Annotated in this window: 16 protein-coding genes; 7 read left to right on the top strand and 9 right to left on the bottom strand. The window is 61.0% G+C overall.

Annotated features, from left to right (window positions below; all coding sequences use genetic code 11):
* Positions 1-6: 6 nt before the first annotated feature.
* Positions 7-759 (bottom strand): TPM domain-containing protein, encoded by a 753-nt coding sequence (locus HV782_RS07520; RefSeq protein ID WP_186744521.1) that lies wholly within the window; start codon positions 757-759, stop codon positions 7-9.
* Between the two features lie 13 nt (positions 760-772).
* Positions 773-1,381, bottom strand: coding sequence for a LemA family protein (locus HV782_RS07515; RefSeq protein WP_128616228.1), 609 nt, complete (start codon positions 1,379-1,381; stop codon positions 773-775).
* Between the two features lie 259 nt (positions 1,382-1,640).
* Between HV782_RS07515 and bglX the strand changes: the two genes are divergently transcribed.
* Positions 1,641-3,932, top strand: coding sequence for a beta-glucosidase BglX (bglX, locus tag HV782_RS07510; RefSeq protein WP_186744519.1), 2,292 nt, complete (start codon positions 1,641-1,643; stop codon positions 3,930-3,932).
* Between the two features lie 70 nt (positions 3,933-4,002).
* Here bglX and HV782_RS07505 read toward each other — a convergent pair whose 3' ends face one another.
* The 5 genes from HV782_RS07505 to HV782_RS07485 all read right to left on the bottom strand — a co-directional run bounded on the left by HV782_RS07505 (position 4,003) and on the right by HV782_RS07485 (position 8,402).
* Complete coding sequence (locus HV782_RS07505) at positions 4,003-5,160, bottom strand: phospholipase D-like domain-containing protein (RefSeq protein WP_123465366.1); 1,158 nt, start codon at positions 5,158-5,160, stop codon at positions 4,003-4,005.
* A 1-nt stretch (position 5,161) separates the two neighbouring features.
* Positions 5,162-5,752 (bottom strand): YceI family protein, encoded by a 591-nt coding sequence (locus HV782_RS07500; protein WP_186744517.1) that lies wholly within the window; start codon positions 5,750-5,752, stop codon positions 5,162-5,164.
* 218 nt (positions 5,753-5,970) lie between these two features.
* Positions 5,971-6,267, bottom strand: coding sequence for an amidase (locus HV782_RS07495; protein WP_186744515.1), 297 nt, complete (start codon positions 6,265-6,267; stop codon positions 5,971-5,973).
* Positions 6,264-7,343 (bottom strand): serine hydrolase domain-containing protein, encoded by a 1,080-nt coding sequence (locus HV782_RS07490; RefSeq protein ID WP_186744514.1) that lies wholly within the window; start codon positions 7,341-7,343, stop codon positions 6,264-6,266. Before HV782_RS07490 ends, HV782_RS07495 begins: the two co-directional genes overlap by 4 nt.
* Positions 7,344-7,523: 180 nt before the next feature.
* Positions 7,524-8,402: an acyl-CoA dehydrogenase middle domain-containing protein gene (locus HV782_RS07485; RefSeq protein ID WP_186744513.1), complete on the bottom strand. Its 879-nt coding sequence runs from the start codon at positions 8,400-8,402 to the stop codon at positions 7,524-7,526.
* 154 nt (positions 8,403-8,556) lie between these two features.
* Between HV782_RS07485 and olsB the strand changes: the two genes are divergently transcribed.
* On the top strand, positions 8,557-9,312 hold the full coding sequence (gene olsB, locus HV782_RS07480; protein ID WP_016982801.1) for an L-ornithine N(alpha)-acyltransferase: 756 nt from the start codon (positions 8,557-8,559) through the stop codon (positions 9,310-9,312).
* Positions 9,312-10,106 carry a lysophospholipid acyltransferase family protein gene (locus tag HV782_RS07475; protein WP_123465356.1) on the top strand — a complete coding sequence of 265 codons (795 nt, stop codon included), beginning with the start codon at positions 9,312-9,314 and terminating at the stop codon, positions 10,104-10,106. Before olsB ends, HV782_RS07475 begins: the two co-directional genes overlap by 1 nt.
* 111 nt (positions 10,107-10,217) lie before the next feature.
* On the opposite strand, the gene HV782_RS07470 is transcribed toward HV782_RS07475, so the two are convergent.
* Positions 10,218-10,796, bottom strand: coding sequence for an acyl carrier protein phosphodiesterase (locus tag HV782_RS07470; protein WP_186744512.1), 579 nt, complete (start codon positions 10,794-10,796; stop codon positions 10,218-10,220).
* A 168-nt stretch (positions 10,797-10,964) separates the two neighbouring features.
* Between HV782_RS07470 and HV782_RS07465 the strand changes: the two genes are divergently transcribed.
* Genes HV782_RS07465 through HV782_RS07455 form a run of 3 tightly spaced genes read left to right on the top strand, consistent with a single transcriptional unit; the run spans position 10,965 to position 13,546 of the window.
* The gene (locus tag HV782_RS07465) at positions 10,965-11,267 is read left to right on the top strand and encodes an ArsR/SmtB family transcription factor (protein WP_016771327.1); all 303 of its coding nucleotides are present in this window, start codon (positions 10,965-10,967) and stop codon (positions 11,265-11,267) included.
* Between the two features lie 34 nt (positions 11,268-11,301).
* Positions 11,302-12,468: an MFS transporter gene (locus HV782_RS07460; RefSeq protein WP_123465352.1), complete on the top strand. Its 1,167-nt coding sequence runs from the start codon at positions 11,302-11,304 to the stop codon at positions 12,466-12,468.
* 28 nt (positions 12,469-12,496) lie between these two features.
* Positions 12,497-13,546: an alkene reductase gene (locus HV782_RS07455; protein ID WP_123465350.1), complete on the top strand. Its 1,050-nt coding sequence runs from the start codon at positions 12,497-12,499 to the stop codon at positions 13,544-13,546.
* A gap of 364 nt (positions 13,547-13,910) precedes the next feature.
* Here the strand turns inward: HV782_RS07455 and emhR are convergent, their stop codons facing one another.
* Complete coding sequence (gene emhR / locus HV782_RS07450) at positions 13,911-14,543, bottom strand: efflux system transcriptional repressor EmhR (RefSeq protein WP_123465348.1); 633 nt, start codon at positions 14,541-14,543, stop codon at positions 13,911-13,913.
* Between the two features lie 266 nt (positions 14,544-14,809).
* Here emhR and emhA point away from each other — a divergent pair, with 266 nt between their 5' ends.
* Positions 14,810-15,967, top strand: a complete 1,158-nt coding sequence (emhA, locus tag HV782_RS07445; RefSeq protein WP_123465345.1) for an efflux RND transporter periplasmic adaptor subunit EmhA — start codon at positions 14,810-14,812, stop codon at positions 15,965-15,967.
* Positions 15,968-15,969: the final 2 nt, after the last annotated feature.

The raw sequence follows: 15,969 nt of genomic DNA, 5'->3' as shown, positions 1-15,969 counted from the left end.
TTAATGTCACCAGCCGCCGGACGAACCGCCGCCGCCGAAACTGCCCCCGCCGCCGCTGAAGCCCCCGCCTCCGCCGCCGCCACCAAATCCACCGCCGCCGAAGCCGCCCCCGCCACCGGAGCCGCCACGGCCGGCGGGAAGGATACCGAGCATCTGGCAGACAAACACCGTCAGGATGAACAACATCACCAGAAAAACGAACAACAGCGGATGGCGCGAGACAAAATCGTTTTGCGGATCACCGCTCGACTCATACACCGTCGACGGCTCGTCCAGCGGATTACCGCCGAGCACCACCAGCATCGCCGCCACGCCGTCGCTGATGCCCTTGCTGAAATTGCCGGCCTTGAACGCCGGAGTGATGACCTGGTGGATGATCACCGATGTCTGGGCGTCCGTCAGGCGATCCTCCAGCCCGTAACCGACTTCGATGCGCAACTTGCGCTCGTCCCGGGCGACGATCAGCAGCGCGCCGTTGTTCTTGTCCTTCTGGCCGATGCCCCAGTGCCGGCCCAGTTGCACGCCGTAATCCTCGATGGTGGTGCCTTGCAGGTCCGGCACCGTGACCACCACCAGTTGCTCGCCGGTCGTCTGCTCGTGCGCCTGCAATTGCTGGCTCAGTTGCGCACGCACCGACGGCTCGATCATTTGCGCTTCGTCGACCACGCGTCCGCTCAGCGCCGGGAACGTCAACTCGGCCCGGGCGCTGACGGCGAACAGCCACAGGATCAGCACCAGGCCTATCTTCAACACACGCATGAATAACCTCGGGTCAGAACTTCACTTCCGGGGCCTTTTCCGCACCGGGGGTCGTGGCTTCGAAGGTTTCGCGAATCGGCAGATCGCTGTACATCACGCTGTGCCAGAGGCGACCGGGAAACGTGCGGATCTCGGTGTTGTACTTCTGCACCGCCAGAATGAAATCGCGCCGCGCCACGGCAATACGGTTTTCCGTGCCTTCGAGTTGCGATTGCAAGGCGAGGAAGTTCTGGTTGGCTTTCAGGTCCGGATAACGCTCGGAGACCACCATCAAGCGACTCAACGCGCCGCTCAGTTGATCCTGCGCCTGCTGGTACTGCTTGAGTTTCTCAGGATTGTCGAGGGTGCTGGCATCGACCTGGATCGACGTCGCCTTGGCCCGGGCTTCGACGACCGCTGTCAGGGTTGCCTCTTCATGCTTGGCGTAACCCTTCACGGTTTCCACCAGGTTGGGAATCAGGTCCGCGCGACGCTGATACTGGTTCTGCACCTGGCCCCAGGCGGCCTTGGCCTGTTCGTCGAGGGTCGGAATATTGTTGATGCCGCACGCAGTCAGCAGCGTTGCCAATATCAGTAACGTGACAACTTGCAAACGCGAACGGTAGATCGGACTGACATTCATCAAAATGATGCTCCCTGGCACATTTCATTTAAAACCGAGCGCGAAACATTCTCGCCGGCTGTTGGGGCATAATCGGCCGCGCCACTGGATTGCGACGGGCCAATGGGCTAAAAAGTGCCCTGCGCGCTCACGCTGCCAACCGTCGGCTGCCGTTTTCCGGCTCTGACTTTTCGAGCCTGCACCCGAACAACAATAGTCGCTCCCTAAATTTTGGCTGGCCGGCATTGCATTGCCGTTTGGGCCCTAGAGAAAAACATTCATGAAGAAGCTGTGTTTGCTGGGTCTGTTCGTCAGCCTGGCCAGTCATCAAGTATTGGCCGCCACGACCCCGGTACCCCTGGAAAACAAGGACGCGTTCATCAGCAACCTGATGAAGCAAATGACCCTCGACGAGAAGATCGGCCAGTTACGCCTGATCAGCATCGGCCCGGAGATGCCTCGCGAGCTGATCCGCAAAGAGATCGCCGCCGGCAACATCGGCGGTACGTTCAACTCGATCACCCGCCCGGAAAACCGTCCGATGCAGGACGCGGCGATGCGCAGTCGCCTGAAGATTCCGATGTTTTTTGCGTACGACGTGATCCACGGCCACCGTACGATTTTCCCGATTCCACTGGCCCTCGCCTCGAGCTGGGACATGGACGCCATCGGCCAGTCCGGGCGCGTTGCCGCCAGGGAAGCTGCGTCCGACAGCCTCGACATCACCTTCGCGCCGATGGTCGATATCTCCCGTGACCCACGTTGGGGCCGCAGCTCCGAAGGTTTCGGTGAAGACACTTACCTGACCTCGCGCATCGCCAAAGTCATGGTCAAGGCCTATCAGGGCGACACCCCGAGCGCCGCCGACAGCATCATGGCCAGCGTCAAGCACTTCGCCCTGTACGGTGCGGTCGAGGGTGGTCGCGACTACAACACCGTCGACATGAGCCCGGTGAAGATGTACCAGGACTACCTGCCACCGTACCGCGCCGCGATTGATGCCGGCGCTGGCGGTGTGATGGTGGCGCTGAACTCGATCAACGGCATCCCGGCCACGGCCAACACCTGGCTGATGAACGATCTGCTGCGCAAGGACTGGGGCTTCAAGGGCCTGGCGGTCAGCGACCACGGCGCGATCTTCGAACTGATCAAGCACGGCGTGGCACGCGACGGTCGTGAAGCGGCGAAGCTGGCGATCAAGGCCGGCATCGACATGAGCATGAACGACACCCTGTACGGCAAAGAGCTGCCGGGGCTGCTCAAGTCTGGCGACATCGAACAGAAAGACATCGACAACGCGGTGCGCGAAGTGCTCGCCGCCAAGTACGACATGGGCCTGTTCAAAGACCCGTACCTGCGCATCGGCAAGGCTGAAGATGATCCGGCCGACACCTACGCCGACAGCCGCCTGCACCGCGCCGAGGCCCGTGACGTGGCGCGCCGCAGTCTGGTGCTGCTGAAGAACCAGAACGACACCCTGCCGCTGAAGAAAGACGCGAAAGTCGCCCTGGTCGGCCCGCTGGCCAAGGCGCCGATCGACATGATGGGCAGTTGGGCTGCCGCCGGGCGCCCTGCGCAGTCGGTGACCCTGTTCGACGGCATGAGTTCGGTGATCGGCGACAAGGCGAACCTGATCTACGCCCGTGGCGCCAACATCACCAGCGACAAGAAGGTCCTGGACTACCTGAACTTCCTCAACTTCGACGCGCCGGAAGTGGTCGATGACCCGCGTCCGGCCAACGTACTGATCGACGAAGCGGTGAAAGCCGCCAAGGACGCTGACGTGATCGTCGCAGCGGTGGGCGAGTCCCGTGGCATGTCCCACGAATCCTCGAGCCGTACCGACCTGAACATCCCGCAGAACCAGCGCGAGCTGATCCGCGCACTGAAAGCCACCGGCAAGCCGCTGGTGCTGGTATTGATGAACGGCCGGCCGCTGACCATCCTCGAAGAGAACCAGTCGGCTGACGCGATTCTGGAAACCTGGTTCAGTGGCACCGAGGGCGGCAACGCCATCGCTGACGTGCTGTTCGGCGACTACAACCCGTCGGGCAAACTGCCGGTGACCTTCCCGCGCTCCGTAGGCCAGATTCCGACCTATTACAACCACCTGAGCATTGGCCGGCCATTCACACCGGGCAAACCGGGCAACTACACCTCGCAGTATTTCGATGACACCACAGGTCCGCTGTTCCCGTTCGGTTACGGGCTGAGCTACACCAGCTTCGCCCTGAGCGACATGGCGCTGTCGTCGACAACCCTGAACGCCACCGGCAAGCTCGACGCCAGCGTCACGCTGAAGAACACCGGCAAACGTGACGGCGAAACCGTGGTGCAGCTGTACATTCAGGACGTCACCGGTTCGATGATCCGCCCGGTGAAAGAACTGAAGAACTTCCAGAAAATCATGCTCAAGGCCGGCGAACAGAAAGTCGTGCACTTCACCATCACCGAGGATGACCTGAAGTTTTACAACGCCCAGCTCAAATACGCGGCCGAGCCTGGCAAGTTCAACGTGCAGATCGGCCTGGATTCCCAGGACGTGACGCAGCAGAGCTTCGAATTGCTGTAAGAACTGAAGCTACACACAAAACCTGTGGGAGCTGGCTTGCCAGCTCCCACAGTGTTTTGGGGTGTTGCAACTAGCCGCGTCTATCGAGGATATTGACCACCACCCGATCCACCCATCCCCACACCCGCTGCTTCACCCGCCGCCACAACGGTCGGCGCTGCCATTCTTCCAGACTCACCTGCTGGCTCAGCCCGAAGTCCTTCACGAAACTCGCCTGCACTGCTGCCGTCAACGCCGGATCCAGCGCTTCCAGGTTCGCCTCCAGATTGAAGCGTAAATTCCAGTGATCGAAGTTGCATGAGCCGATGCTCACCCAATCGTCCACCAGCACCATTTTCAAATGCAGAAAGCACGGCTGGTATTCAAAGATCTGCACCCCGGCCTTGAGCAGTCGCGGGTAGTAGCGATGCCCGGCGTAGCGCACCGAGGGGTGATCGGTGCGCGGGCCGGTCAGCAGCAGGCGCACATCGACGCCACGCGCGGCCGCTTTGCGCAGGGAGCGGCGAATTTTCCAGGTGGGCAGGAAGTACGGCGTGGCCATCCAGATGCGTTGCTGTCCGCTGTTCAAGGCGCGGAACAGTGATTGCAGAATGTCGCGATGCTGGCGGGCGTCGGCATACGCTACGCGGCCCATGCCCTCGCCCTTGTCCGGTACTCGTGGCAAACGCGGCAGACCGAAATGCGCGGCCGGTCGCCAGGCGCGGCGATAGCGGTTGGCGATCCATTGGCGGTCGAACAGTAATTGCCAGTCAATCACCAGCGGGCCGCTGATTTCCACCATCACCTCATGCCATTCACTGGTGGCGTGGCCCGGCGTCCAGAATTCATCGGTGACACCGGTCCCCCCCACCACTGCCAGACGCTGATCGACCAGCAACAGCTTGCGATGATCGCGGTAGAAATTGCCGACCCAGCGCCGCCAGTTCAGGCGATTGTAGAAACGCAGCTCGACGCCGGCCTGGATCAGGCGCTGACGCAGATGCAGGGTAAACGCGAGGCTGCCGTAATCATCGAACAGGCACCGCACGCGCACCCCGCGCTCGGCCGCCAGCACCAGGGCTTGCACGATGGTTTCGGCACAGGCGCCGGCCTCGACCAGATACAACTCAAGCTCGATCTGCTCCTGAGCGCCGGCAATCTGCTCGAGCATGCGCGGGAAAAATTGCGGGCCGTCGATCAACAACTCGAACCGGTTGCCGTCACGCCACGGAAACACCCCACCGCGCATGTCAGCGCGCCGTGAAGATCAGCACCGCACCCACCGGCACTGACAGACTGATGGCTGACAGGTCGGCCAGTTTGCGCAAGGACTCCAGCCCCGGCGCCAGATCGAAATCCTCGGCGTTGATCACCAAGGGCTCCAGCGTGACCACTTGAAACCGGCGGTCATCGAGACGCGTTGCCAGCAGTTCGGCGGGATATTCGTGTTGTTTGCCGTGCAGGTTGACGGTCAGCGGCAAGCGCAACTCCAGCTGCGCGCCGGGGGCCAGATCGTTGATCGGCCGCAGGTCGATCTGGGTGGTGATGGTCGCTTCGGGGAATTGCTCAATCTGGAACAACTCTTTGCGCATGCGTTCATCACGCAGCGGGACGCCGCTGTTGATCGAGTCCAGCTCGACTTCGACTTCGGCGCGGCCATCCGGATCGACCTTGCCGTGCAACACCAGAAAGCGCTGCACTTCGGAGACGTTGGCGTTTTTCGTGCTGACGAACGAGAGCCGCGACGACTCGCCATCCAGGTACCAATTGGCCTGCGCCGGCAACGCGGCGGCGGCCAGCAACAGGCTGGACACGGTTGCAATGAGGGGGCGGTTGAACATTGAAGACTCGTGGGGGCAATAAACCTGCACGAACCTTAACCGCCCACGCAGTTATTGCAAACTGATCGCAGCAAATCTAACGATTGGTGAAAATCCCTGTGGGAGCTGGCTTGCCAGCGATAGCGCCAGGGCAGGCTATATCTCTGTTGACTGAAACACCGTCATCGCTGGCAAGCCTGCTCCCACAGGGTTATCTACTGTCTGGCGGATCGAGGGTTTCAGGGATCGAGGCGACAGCCCTGGCGCTCGCCCTGCCAGCGGGCGCTGTTGCTGCGACCCAGGCCGCTGACGGTGATGGTTTTGCTGGCGGCGTCATCGGTAAAGTGGCGGGTCGGCAGCCACTGTTTCACATAGCCACGGCAATACCCGACGTCGTTGTTCATCACATAACGGCACGAACAATATTCCTTGGCGGTGTAGGCGCTGATGATGTCCGGGAACGCCCATAGATTTTCACGCTCGTAGCCGATCCACCCAAGCAACACGATCAGCAGCACCACAAACAAGCGCTTCATGGCTGCACCGCCTTCAACACATGTTTGAGCAATTCGTTGTGGCGGTAACTGCCATCACGATCATCGCCATAGCGCACGATCACCAGTTTTTCACTGGGAATCACGTACAGCGCCTGGCCCCAGTGGCCGAGGGCGGCAAAGGTGTCGGGAGGGGCGTCGGGCCACGGCGAGGCGGCGCCATCGGCCGGGCGATTGAGCCACCATTGGCCCCCGGGAACGGCTTCGTCCTGATGGGCCTTGTAACCGCTGAAGGGTTGACGGTTGAAGGCCACCCAATCCTTGGGCAGCAATTGCCGATCCTTCCAGCGTCCATCGCGGGCCATCAACAGACCGACCCGCGCCAGATCGCGCGCCGTCAGATAAGCGTAGGACGACGCGACAAACGTGCCGGCGGCATCGGTTTCCCACACGGCGTGGCGGATATCCAGGGGTTCGAACAACGCCGTCCACGGGTAGTCCGGATAACGTTGCGCGCCGACGATGTTTTTCAAGGCGGCGGCGAGCAGGTTGCTGTCGCCGCTGGAGTAACGGAACGCCTGCCCCGGTTCGGCATAGGCTGCGTGATCGGCGCTGAACGCCGCCATGTCTTGATGACCACGGGTGTAGAGCATCGCCACCACCGAGGATTTCAGCGGTGCGTACTCGTAGTCTTCCTGCCAGTCGATGCCTGAGGCCCAGTGCAGCAGGTCGGCGATTTTGATCGTCGGGTGTTTTTCCAGCGGTGGGTAAAACTGCACGGCCGGGTTTTCGAGTTTGAACAGGCCTTCGCCGTACGCCACGCCGAGGACGGTGGCCATCAGGCTTTTGCTGATCGACCAGGTCAGATGCGGGGTTTGTTCGGTGGTCGGGCCGGCGTAGCGTTCGTAGATGATCTGGCCATCGCGGACGATCAGCAGGGCATCGGTGCGGACGCCCTGGCGGGTGCTGTCATCGCGGGACGGGAAGGCGTAACGCTCCAAGGCCTCGACAGCCGCGCCGGTGATCTTCGGGCCGATTGGCCATTCTTCGCCGGGCCATGGTTCGGCTTGAACGGTGAAGCAGATCAGCAGCAGAAACAGCGACAGGCCTTTGCACATGACGAGGGCTCTTGGGGAGAACCTGCTGAGACTAGTCGGGGCTCATGACAAATTTGAGATTTTGCTGTCCATGAGATCGCCATCGCTGGCAAGCCAGCTCCCACAGGGTTCTTTCGTGAATACAAATTTTGTGAACACCTGTGAAACCTGTGGGAGCTGGCTTGCCAGCGATGGGGCCAGTCAGGACACCGCCAAAGCCTTGGCCAAGCGCTTGGCCCGAGCCCCCGCCGCCAATTGCATCACCCCCTGATCGCGCTGCCACATCTGCGCCCACTCCGGATTGCCCTCGGCCAACGCCTGATCAATCTCGGGTTTGAACGCATCAAACTGCGCAAACAACCCGCCCAGCAACACATGCCCGGCGGGATTGTTCGGCGGCTGCCGACTCGCTTCGGCACACCCGGCCAACAGCGCCAGCAAGCGCAATTGCAGGGTCTGCGGCCAGTCGCTGTCCTGGCCGACGCCGTACAGCCACGCGGTCATCGCGCTCAGGACATAGACATCTTCAAGGGTACGAAACGGTTTGACGTAAGCATCCCAGCCATCACCCGCGAGCAACTCGCACAACGCACCATCCAGCTGCAAACGGCCATGACTGATGTCGGGCATCAACGGTAGCGCCGGCAGTTTTTCCACGCTCACGCCGGGTTCACCGGGATAGACCACGGCCAGACTCAGACGCGGCGTTTCACCGGGTTCCTCACTGCGTGCCGCGATCAACAACCAGTCGGCAGCATCGCCGGCCGTGACGAAATCCTTGCGCCCGCTCAGGCGCAAATCCGTCAGCCGGGTCTGCATGTCTGCCGGGCGCAGGCTGCGCTGTTCGGTCGCACACAATGCACCGAGGCTCAGTGGCGCGCTCGGCCACAACATCCTCAGCGCCGCCTGATATCCGACCAGAAACGCCAGCCCCGGCGTCGCCATCCGGCTTGCGCCGGCCACCGCCAATTCAAACGGTGTGACGTTGCCCAGTTGATGCAACAACGTCGCAAAACCCTCCGCAAGGTCAGGGGCGGCGGGCAACCGTTCACGGTTTTGCAGCAGAGCGGGCCAGGGCATAAGAGGCTCCTTGTGGGCTGTCATATAAGCATCACCGAACGTTCATGGCGATGACACCGGGGCTACATAGCCTGACTTTGCACAACACGGCTGCATAAAGAAAGTCGATCGGCTGCAACCCACGACGGGTTAAAGGCCCGTACGGAGATTCACAATGACTCAGATCGCCCGCATCAGCGACACCGGCAATGAACGCCGCCTGCAAGCCGAACGCCTGATCGGCGCCGAGGCTCTGCAGCAAGCCCAGGCCTTGCGTTTCAACGTTTTCAGCGGCGAGTTCAACGCCAAACTGAAAGGCGCGGAACTGGGTCTGGACATGGATGACTATGATGTTCACTGCAGCCACATCGGTGTGCGTGACTTGAACACCGGCCGTTTGGTCGCGACCACCCGCCTGCTTGATCACACCGCCGCCAGCAGCCTGGGCAAGTTCTACAGCGAAGAAGAATTCAGCCTGCATGGCCTGGCGCATCTGCAAGGCCCGATTCTGGAAATCGGCCGCACCTGCGTCGACCCGGCCTACCGCAACGGCGGCACCATCGCCGTGCTCTGGGGTGAACTGGCGGAAGTGTTGAATCAGGGCGGTTACAGCTATTTGATGGGTTGCGCGAGCATTCCGATGCAGGACGGCGGTATCCAGGCCCACGCGATCATGCAGCGCCTGCGCGAACGTTATCTGTGCACCGAAAACCTGCGCGCCGAGCCGAAAAATCCGCTGCCAACGCTGGACATCCCGTCCAACGTGATCGCCGAAATGCCGCCCCTGCTCAAGGCTTACATGCGTCTGGGCGCGAAGATCTGCGGCGAGCCGTGCTGGGACGAAGACTTCCAGGTCGCCGACGTGTTCATCCTGCTCAAGCGCGACGAACTCTGCCCGCGCTACGCCAAGCACTTCAAGGCGGCGGTGTGATGAGCCGGCTGCGGGTGTACGCGCGAATCGCGCGAGTGTTGCTGGTGGTGGCACTGGGTTTGACCATGGCCAGCGTCTTTGGTGTGTTCGAACGGATTGGCCTGGCGCATTCAATGGAGCGTCGCCAGCGCTGGTCGCGCTTTTTCATGGCGCGTCTGAGCAATGCCCTGCCCTTTCGCGTGACCGTGCACGGCGAGCTGCCAAAGCAGCCGATGCTGTGGGTCAGCAATCATGTGTCGTGGACCGATATTCCGCTGCTGGGCATGCTGACGCCGCTGTCGTTTCTGTCCAAGGCCGAAGTGCGCACCTGGCCGGTGGCCGGCTGGCTGGCGGCTAAGGCCGGCAGCCTGTTCATCCGTCGCGGTTCGGGCGACAGCCAGTTGATCCGCAAGCAGATGACCCGTCACCTGCAAACCGATCATGCGCTGCTGATGTTCCCGGAAGGCACCACCACCGACGGCCGTTCGCTGCGGACCTTCCATGGGCGCCTGTTGTCGGCGGCGATTGATTCGCAAGTGATGCTGCAACCGGTGGCGATCCGTTATCTGCGCGATGGCGAAATCGACGCGCTGGCGCCGTTCATTGGTGACGACGATTTGCTCTCGCACCTGATGCGCCTGTTCAGCCACGATTGCGGTGACGTAGAAGTGCATCTGCTCAAGCCGATTGCCTGCCAGGGTCGTGAGCGTGCGGCATTGGCGTTTGAAGCGCAGCAGGCAGTGCAGAAGGCGTTGTTTGGTGAGGTGGCGAAACCCGCTGAACCACGTCGTGCCGGCGAGCTGATCGCCGCCTGAAGCACACTTCTCCCCTGTGGGAGCGAGCTTGCTCGCGAAAGCGGTATGTCATTCAAAGTTGGTGTTGGCTGACACGACGCCTTCGCGAGCAAGCTCGCTCCCACATTGGTTTTATGTCATTGACGGGTTTTGGGCGAAGTCCTGAAGTTGCGGGTAGAACAACCGGAAGTCTTCGCTCAATGGCTCATACAACCGCCGCAATTCCTGCATCGCCCCCGCCAGTTCTTCCGGCCGAGTCAACCGCCGCGAGATCCCGCGCAATACCTGCTCCAGCACTTCAAATTCCTGATACGAACCCAGCCAGTCATTGGCGACCATGTGCGGGGCAATCTTCGCCAGTCGCTCGGGCAATTGCGGTTCACGGGACAGCACCCGATACACATCTGCGGTGAAGTGCTCCAGCGGCTGATCGGCATACAGCGTCCAGTCCCGCGCCAGGCAATGATCAAAAAACACATCGAGGACGATCCCGGCATAACGCCGGCGGGTCTGGGTAAAGCGCCCGAGGGCAGTGTCCACCAACGGATGACGATCGGTAAATACGTCAATCCGTCGATGCAGTTGAATGGCCGCCTCGACCTCCGGAGCGAACTGCCCTTGCAGCCGGCCTTTGACGAAGTCGCCATAGAGGCTGCCGAGTAATTGGCCGGGACGCTGGCCACCGAGGTGCAAATGTGCGAGATAGTTCATGGGCGCAGCTTAGCACTGCGTCCTGCAATCAACACCCCATGTATCGTTATAACCCGATATACCGATTTATGCTGAGTTCAGATCAAAATCATATTGGTGTATCGCGAACTAACGATTTAAAGTTCGCCTCATCGCGATATAGCGTTGTACACACACGAGCACCCTGCCATGAACCTTGACCTCGACGAAATAATAAAAGCCCTGGCGCACCCAGTACGGCGAGACATCCTCAACTGGCTGAAAGACCCGAAAGGCGAGTTCCCGGAACAGTTGCACAACCACGAGTACGGCATCTGCGCCGGGCAGATCGATCAGCGCTGCGGCCTGTCGCAATCGACTGTCTCGGCACACCTGGCAACGTTGCAACGCGCCGGTCTGATCAGCAGCCAGAAGGCCGGTCAATGGCACTTTTTCAAACGTAACGAGGACGTGATCCAGGCGTTCCTCAGCACCCTCAGTAAAGAGCTCTGACCCTTAACGTCAGCCAGCCGACAAGGAAACCTGCATGCCCCTCTCGCTACTCATACTCGCCTTGAGCGCCTTCGCCATCGGCACCACCGAGTTCGTCATCATGGGCCTGCTGCCCGATGTGGCGGCCGACCTCGGTGTGTCGATCCCCGGCGCCGGCTGGCTGGTGACCGGCTACGCCCTCGGCGTGGCCATCGGTGCACCGTTCATGGCCCTGGCCACGGCAAAACTGCCACGCAAGGCTGCACTGGTCGCGTTGATGGGCATCTTTATTGTCGGCAACCTGCTTTGCGCCATCGCCAGTGACTACAACGTGCTGATGTTTGCCCGCGTGATCACTGCGCTGTGCCACGGTGCCTTCTTCGGTATCGGTTCGGTGGTGGCGGCCAATCTGGTGCCGGCGAACAAACGCGCTTCGGCCGTGGCCCTGATGTTCACCGGCCTGACCCTGGCCAACGTCCTCGGCGTGCCGCTGGGCACCGCACTGGGTCAGGAAGCCGGCTGGCGTTCGACCTTCTGGGCCGTGACCGTCATCGGTGTGATCGCACTGATCGGCCTGATCCGCTTCCTGCCGGCCAAGCGTGACGAAGAAAAACTCGACATGCGCGCCGAACTCGCCGCCCTCAAAGGCGCCGGTATCTGGCTGTCGCTGAGCATGACCGCGCTGTTCGCCGCCTCGGTGTTCACCCTGTTCACTTACGTGGCGCCGCTGCTCGGCGAAGTCACCGGCGTGTCGCCCCGTGGCGTGACCTGGACGCTGATGCTGATCGGCCTGGGCCTGACGGTCGGCAACATCATCGGCGGCAAGCTGGCCGACAAAGGCATGGCCGCCACGCTGATCGGCGTATTCATCGCCATGGCCGTGGTCTCCACCGTGCTGACCTGGACCAGCGTCGCGCTGATCCCGACAGAAATCACCCTGTTCCTCTGGGCCACCGCCTGTTTCGCCGCCGTGCCGGCACTGCAAGTCAACGTGGTGACCTTCGGCAAAGCGGCACCGAACCTGGTTTCGACCCTGAACATCGGCGCGTTCAACGTCGGCAATGCCCTTGGCGCCTGGGTCGGCGGCACCGTCATCGCGCACGGCTACGGCCTGACCAGCGTGCCGCTCGCAGCCGCCGCGCTGGCAGTGCTCGCCCTGCTGGTGACCCTGATCACTTTCCGTCAGAACGGCAACGCCGATCTGGCCCCGGCAACCAACTGATTAACTTTTACTTATGAGGGTTGTAGACATGGCAACTATTTTTGATCCGATCAAACTCGGCGACGTCGAACTGGCCAACCGCATCATCATGGCCCCGCTGACTCGCTGCCGCGCCGACGAAGGCCGTGTGCCGAACGCGCTGATGGCCGAGTACTACGTACAACGCGCCTCTGCCGGCCTGATCCTGTCCGAAGCCACTTCGGTGACACCGATGGGCGTCGGTTACCCGGACACCCCGGGTATCTGGTCCAATGACCAGGTGCGTGGCTGGGCCAACGTGACCAAGGCCATTCACGCGGCCGGCGGCAAGATCTTCCTGCAACTGTGGCACGTTGGCCGTATCTCCCACGAGTCGTACCTGAACGGTGAAACCCCGGTTGCGCCGAGCGCGATCCAGCCTAAAGGTCACGTCAGCCTGGTGCGTCCAATGGCTGACTACCCAACCCCGCGCGCTCTGGAAACCGCTGAAATCGCCGACATCGTCGACGCTTACCGCACCGGTGCCGAAAACGCCAAGGCGGCTGGTTTCGACGGCGTGGAAATCCACGGCGCCAACGGTTACCTGCTCGACCAGTTCCTGCAAAGCAGCACCAACCAGCGTACCGACCTCTACGGCGGCTCCCTGGAAAACCGCGCCCGTCTGCTGCTGGAAGTGACTGACGCGGCGATCGAAGTCTGGGGCGCTGGCCGCGTCGGTGTGCACCTGGCACCGCGCGCCGATTCCCACGACATGGGCGATGACAACCTGGCGGAAACCTTCACCTACGTCGCCCGTGAGCTGGGCAAACGCGGTATCGCGTTCATCTGCTCCCGCGAGAAAGAAGGCGCCGACAGCCTCGGCCCACAACTGAAGGAAGCCTTCGGTGGCCCGTACATCGCCAACGAACGTTTCACCAAAGACAGCGCCAACGCCTGGCTGGCGGCTGGCAAGGCAGATGCCGTGGCCTTCGGCGTGCCGTTCATCGCCAACCCGGATCTGCCGGCACGCCTGAAGGCGGATGCGCCGTTGAACGAGGCGCGTCCAGAGCTGTTCTACGCCAAAGGCCCGATCGGCTACATCGACTACCCGACGCTGTAAGCCGTAACGTTGGAAGACAAAAGCCCCCGACTCGTGAGAGCCGGGGGCTTTTTTGTTCGCCTGGAGATTGATTGGGCGGCTGAGTACGTGGCCTCTCACCCCAGCCCTCTCCCAAGGGCGAGGGAGCCGATCTGTGTGCTTTTCAAATCTGGAGTTCGGCCCTGATATCTCAGGTCGGTGTAACTCGAATGAACAACACGGTCAGTCACCTCTCCCTCTGGGAGAGGGCAGCAGCCAACACTTGTTCACACAGAAGACACAAATTCCCTACAAAATGCGTAGCTCGCTACGTATAAACTCCCTGCCGCGAACGTATATAAAAGCCGGCCAATTGACATAAGCTGTGCCAATTACGCATTTTGTTTCATTTGCGCAGGCTGGGGCTCAGGCGCAGCATATCCAACCCTGTATCGACCCAACGCTCGGCCTCGGCATGCAGCTCAAAGCTGTCCGGCGCCAGAAGCCATCCATACAGGAGGCCATCAATATAGCCATGAATACTGATGGCCGCACGGGCGGTGTCGAGATCTTCCGGCAACTGGCCGCGATTGACCGCATTACGCAAGGTCAGCGCGATGCGCTCATTGCAATCGAGACTGACTTCCCGGCGCTGCTGACGCAGATCGCACATTTCATCGGTGAACTCGCACTTATGAAACAGAATTTCGTTGATACGCCGGGTTTTCGGGTCCAGCGCAACTTGATGAAACAAATGAATCAGCAATTGGCGCATGCAGCCCAGCGGATCCAGCTCATCCTCACTTTCACTGGCCCGAGCCAGCTCATCCAGCGGCTCCCGCAAGGAGTCGAGCATGGCCTGTACCAGATCGGCCTTGTTACTGAAATGCCAATAAATAGCACCGCGCGTGACGCCGGCCAACGCCGCGATATCCGCCAGGGTGGTGCGCGCAACGCCCCTTTCATAAAAAGCTTTCTCCGCCGCTTCCAGAATCTGGCTACGGGTTTCTTGAGCTTCCTCTTTGGTACGACGGACCATGGCAGTAAAACCTCAAACAGGATGTTTCAGGGATGGCTGAATATCCGCTGAATAAAGAGGGGGCGATCTCTCGTGAATCGGCTCCCCGGCCTACAATTTCAAACCTTGCGACGCGTTTTGTAACAGGGTGGGTACAACGCCAAGGTGTTTACAAACAACCATGAACGTAAGTATATTCCTTAGCAAGCTACTTATCCACCCGGAAGCCGTTTTTTACCCTTCCACACTTCTTGTGCGTTTTTCGCGCGCCTGACCCGAGGATCTTCATGCAATTCAAGCCAGCTGTTACCGCTCTGGTCACTGCCGTCGCCCTGGCATCGCTGCTCAGCGGATGTAAAAAGGAAGAAGCGGCTCCAGCCGCTCCGCCTCCTCAGGTCGGCGTCGTCACCCTGCAACCACAAGCGTTCACCCTCACGTCCGAACTGCCGGGGCGCACCAGTGCGTACCGCATCGCTGAAGTTCGACCGCAGGTCAACGGCATCATCCTCAAGCGTCTGTTCAAGGAAGGCGGCGACGTCAAAGCCGGCCAGCAGCTGTATCAGATTGACCCGGCGGTCTATGAAGCGACCCTGAAAAGCGCCGAAGCCAGCCTGCGTTCGACCAAGTCGATCTCCGACCGCTACAAGCAACTGGTCGATGAGCAGGCCGTGAGCCGTCAGGAATACGACACCGCCGTGTCCAACCGTATGGAATCGGAAGCGGCGTTGCAGAGCGCACAGATCAACGTGCGTTACACCAAGGTGTACGCGCCGATCTCCGGGCGTATCGGCCGCTCTTCGGTCACCGAAGGTGCCTTGGTGAGCAATGGTCAAACCGACGCCATGGCCGTGATCCAGCAATTGGACCCGATCTACGTTGACGTCACCCAGTCCTCGGTGGAGCTGCTGGAACTGCGCCGCGAACTGGAAAGCGGTCGTCTGCAAAAAGCTGGCGACAACGCCGCCGCCGTCAAACTGACCCTGGAAGACGGCAGCCAATACAAGCTCGACGGTAAGCTGGAATTCTCCGAAGTGTCGGTCGACCAGACCACCGGTTCGGTGACCCTGCGCGCCGTGTTCCCGAACCCGGATCACACCCTGTTGCCAGGCATGTTCGTCCACGCCCAATTGCAGGCAGGTGTGAACAGCGCAGCTATCCTCGCTCCGCAGCAAGGCGTGACCCGTGACCTCAAAGGCACGCCGACCGCACTGGTCGTCGGCCCGGACAACAAAGTCGAGTTGCGTCAGTTGAAGGCCAGCCGCACTGTCGGCAGCCAGTGGCTGATCGAAGACGGTTTGAAGGCCGGCGATCGCCTCATCACCGAAGGGCTGCAATTCGTCAAACCGGGCGTCGAGGTCAAACCGACCGAAGCGACCAACGTCGGCACCAAAAACCCGGCCCCCGCTCAGGCAGCTGACAAAGCCGCTGGCGGCAAAGGGGAGTAACT

The organism is Pseudomonas monsensis, from assembly GCF_014268495.2.
GTDB lineage: Bacteria > Pseudomonadota > Gammaproteobacteria > Pseudomonadales > Pseudomonadaceae > Aquipseudomonas > Aquipseudomonas monsensis.
This window is presented reverse-complemented; position numbering and strand designations above follow the sequence as displayed.